Source organism: Mediterranea sp. An20, from assembly GCF_002160055.1.
Lineage (GTDB): Bacteria > Bacteroidota > Bacteroidia > Bacteroidales > Bacteroidaceae > Bacteroides > Bacteroides avicola.
Map to the genome: position 1 here is coordinate 1 of NZ_NFJV01000084.1, position 648 is coordinate 648.

The 648-nt window shown below is 40.9% G+C and carries 1 protein-coding gene; it reads right to left on the reverse strand.

Going from position 1 to position 648, the window contains the following annotated elements; all coding sequences use genetic code 11:
* The coding region (locus tag B5F34_RS17220) for an AAA family ATPase (RefSeq protein WP_162609366.1) at positions 1–476 on the reverse strand (476 nt) is incomplete at its 3' end.
* Positions 477–648 lie beyond the last annotated feature (172 nt).

Sequence of the window (648 nt, forward strand, 5' to 3'; positions counted from 1 at the left end):
TCTTTCCCCATTGCCCAAAGATACTCTTCAAAATCCAGTGGATAAAGGGTTAATTCTTCTACTTTACCTACGGGATAAGAGTACTTTTGACGATTCACAGCAACTCCCAACAAAGAACCAGCTGCCACGACGTGGTATTGCGGAGCCTGCTCGTAGAAATACTTTAAAGCGGTGAGAGCTCGCTCACAGGCTTGTATCTCATCAAAGAAAATCAAGGTTTTGCCAGCCGTAATCCGTTCCCCTTTCAGCGCTTCAATAAAAGGAATAAGTTTGTCGGGAGAAAGCTCGGCATCAAGGAACCGTGTCAATGCATGCTCTATTTCCATATTAAGATAAACCATATTCTCAAAATGTTCATGCCCGAACTCTTGCAAAATGTAGGTCTTCCCCACCTGTCGTGCCCCACCTATAACTAAGGGCATCCGATGCGGTTTGTTTTTCCACTCGTTTAATGCAATGCTGATTTTACGTTTCATATCCTCAAAATTTGAAGCAAATATATGAAAACGTTCCGAAAAATCAATTGAAACCTGACTTTTTCTACCATTTTTATCCTTTATTTATATCGATAGGTCATAACAACAGGAAAGTGAGTCTAAATCTTCTGGTAGCTTCATCGGCCATTGATACAACTTAAGAGCTGAAGAC